Source organism: Mesorhizobium sp. M7D.F.Ca.US.004.03.1.1 (assembly GCF_003998635.1).
Classification (GTDB): Bacteria; Pseudomonadota; Alphaproteobacteria; order Rhizobiales; family Rhizobiaceae; genus Mesorhizobium; species Mesorhizobium loti.
In genome coordinates this window covers 1-2,394 of the sequence record NZ_RZQG01000889.1, presented here as the reverse complement: position 1 = coordinate 2,394, position 2,394 = coordinate 1, and the positions used below count along the sequence as shown (strand labels likewise).

Genomic DNA, 2,394 nt, shown 5'->3' with positions numbered 1-2,394 from the left:
CTCCAGGAATCTCAGGCAACAAGGCCGTCGGGGCAACCCGGCGGCCTATTTCTTTGTGCTATTCGGACAGCCTCTCGAAGCGAAGCAGATCGCCCGGCTGGCAGTCGAGGTAGTTGCAGATGCGCTCCAGCGTGTCGAACCGGATGCCCTTGACCTTTCCCTGCTTCAAAAGGGAAAGATTGGCCTCGGTGATGCCGACATATTCGGCCAGGTCCTTCGACTTCACGTTTCGTTCGGCGAGGACGACATTGAGCCTGACCCTTATGGGCATGAGCTGATCCTCATCAGATGAACTGCGCGTTTTCTTCGGCGAGTGCCGATGCCTCGGCCATGACCCAGGTGATCACCGCGACGATGCAAGCTGCCAGCAAGGCCAGCATCGTGTCGCTGTCGACGCCGAGCGTCAGCCGGTGCTGGCCGGCAGGCGCGTTCCAGCTCAGGAGAACGGACGATGCCGCCGCCGAAACCGGTTTCAGCAAGGCGGATGCCAGCAGGCCGAGGCCAAAATATCGCAAATTGCTGATGGCGCCCTGACCGAAGAAGTTTCCGGACGCGAAAGCACCGAAACAGCGCCTGGCGGCCATGAGCGCGAAGACGAGGCAGGCAAGCGGCACGAACGAGATCGCGAACCCGATCAGTCTTCGACCGAGGCCAAGCTCGCTCAGCCATTCCTGTGGGATCTGCGCATCGGCCGCGATCGAACCGGCGGAGACGCTGAGCCAGTAGAACAGCAGACCAACGGTCAACAGCATGGCGAGGACGACAAAACATCCCGCCAGCACCAGGCTGAAAAGGCGGATGCGTTTCAATCTGGCCTGGCGGTCAGGATCGGCGGCGGCAGCCGTGATGACAGGTTCAATCATTGGCAACATCGCTCCATCGAAAGAAATTATCGTTTTACAATAATTAATTTATGCACAATGATGATTCTTGTCAATTCCACCTCACAGGAGAAACCTATGCCTTCGTTCAAACGCAGGATTGCCGTGGCCGCCATCGTTGTTGTGGCGGCGTTCATGACGCCTTTTGCTGCCATCGCCCTTCCATCGACCGCGACAGGTCGGATATCGGTAGGGCAGGTGATGGAGATGCTCGACAAGGCCGGTACGAGCCCGATCGCCAGGCAAACGCTTGTCGCCTATGTCGCCGGGGTTGGCGAAGCCGCCGGCGTGATCGTCGACACGATCGGCAAGGGCGGCCTCGTCTCCTGCAAGAGTTCTTTCAGCCTGGATACGGGCGCGGTGCGCGCCGCCCTTGAAGCGGGCGCGCCCCGTCAGGGCGACTGGTCCCAGACACCGGCCACGCCATTGATCATTGCCGACATGGTCAGGCGTGCCGGTTGCAGGACCAAGACTTGATTCAAGCGATCCGCTGGATCCCAGTCGCGCGACAATCCGGTCGCGCGACCATTCCCGGCCTGCGACCCCCGCGAGCTGTCAGCGAGTGCGGTTCCGGTATCAGAATTCAGTCGAAGAAAGCCTCGACCACATTGCGCTTGCCGAGCATGAAGGCGTCGGCGACGTGCTGGAGTGGAGCCAGATCGACATCGGAAACGCCGGCGCGGACGATTTCGGCAAAGCGCCGGTAGAGCATCGGGTACTCGGCCTCCGGCTCGTCGTGAACCACCTTGCCGTCGATGGCGAGCTTGGTGCCGCCGCCCGACAGCACCATTGCGCCCTTGTCGGTGTCGCCCAGGATGTCCCAGCTTTGCGGGCCTGTCTGCAGCCAGTCGAGGTCCATCGTCACCGGCAAGCCATTCGAGGTGCGGAAGGCGACGCGCGCGGCAACCGGGGAGGCGCGGTTTTCGGGAAAATCCAGGACCGCCGAAGTGATGAACATCGGCGGTAGGATATGGGTGGCAATCGACAGCGCGTTGATGCCGGGATCGAAGACGCCAAAACCACCGGGGGCCCAGATCCACTCCTGGTTCGGATGCCAGCGGCGCACGTCTTCCTTCCAGTTGATGGCGGCCGACCTGATCTTGGTCGAGTTCAGGAAGGCACGCGCGGCCTCGACCGCCGGCGCATAGCGCGAGTGCCAGCTGGCGAACAGCGAGACGCTGTTCTGCGCGGCCAATGCCTTGAGGTCTTCGACCTCGCTGACAGTGGCGCCTGGCGGCTTTTCCAGGAAGACATGCTTCTTCGCCATCAGCGCCGTCCGCGCCGCATCGTAGCGGAACTGCGGCGGCATGCAGAGCGATACGGCCTCGAGGTCGGGCACAGCGTCGAGCATGGCTTCGATATCAGGGAAGTTCGGGATGTTTTCCACCTTGCCATGCCGGCTGGCCGCCGCGATCAGGCGATAGTTCTGGTCTTTCGCCAGGGCCGGCAGGTGCTGGTCGCGGACGATCTTGCCGACGCCGACGATGCCAATCTTGATGGGCTGGGACACGGC

4 protein-coding genes are annotated in these 2,394 nt (G+C 62.0%); 1 reads left to right on the top strand and 3 read right to left on the bottom strand.

Going from position 1 to position 2,394, the window contains the following annotated elements:
- Positions 1–58: 58 nt before the first annotated feature.
- Together EN935_RS31425 and EN935_RS31420 are read right to left on the bottom strand one after the other, a co-directional pair.
- Positions 59–271: a helix-turn-helix transcriptional regulator gene (locus EN935_RS31425; RefSeq protein ID WP_127266067.1), complete on the bottom strand. Its 213-nt coding sequence runs from the start codon at positions 269–271 to the stop codon at positions 59–61.
- A gap of 13 nt (positions 272–284) precedes the next feature.
- Positions 285–863 carry a DUF2975 domain-containing protein gene (locus EN935_RS31420; protein ID WP_127373987.1) on the bottom strand — a complete coding sequence of 193 codons (579 nt, stop codon included), beginning with the start codon at positions 861–863 and terminating at the stop codon, positions 285–287.
- Between the two features lie 96 nt (positions 864–959).
- On the opposite strand from EN935_RS31420, the gene EN935_RS31415 reads away from it, so the two are divergent.
- Positions 960–1,358, top strand: a complete 399-nt coding sequence (locus EN935_RS31415) for a chlorophyllide reductase (RefSeq protein ID WP_127264079.1) — start codon at positions 960–962, stop codon at positions 1,356–1,358.
- 106 nt (positions 1,359–1,464) lie between these two features.
- Here the strand turns inward: EN935_RS31415 and EN935_RS31410 are convergent, their stop codons facing one another.
- Positions 1,465–2,391 (bottom strand): Gfo/Idh/MocA family oxidoreductase, encoded by a 927-nt coding sequence (locus EN935_RS31410; RefSeq protein ID WP_127264081.1) that lies wholly within the window; start codon positions 2,389–2,391, stop codon positions 1,465–1,467.
- Positions 2,392–2,394: the final 3 nt, after the last annotated feature.

Excerpts from the sequence above, each read along its gene's own strand:
- EN935_RS31420 (WP_127373987.1), bottom strand. The coding sequence starts at position 863 with ATGATTGAACCTGTCATCACGGCTGCCGCCGCCGATCCTGACCGCCAG.
- EN935_RS31415 (WP_127264079.1), top strand. The coding sequence starts at position 960 with ATGCCTTCGTTCAAACGCAGGATTGCCGTGGCCGCCATCGTTGTTGTG.
- EN935_RS31425 (WP_127266067.1), bottom strand. The coding sequence starts at position 271 with ATGCCCATAAGGGTCAGGCTCAATGTCGTCCTCGCCGAACGAAACGTG.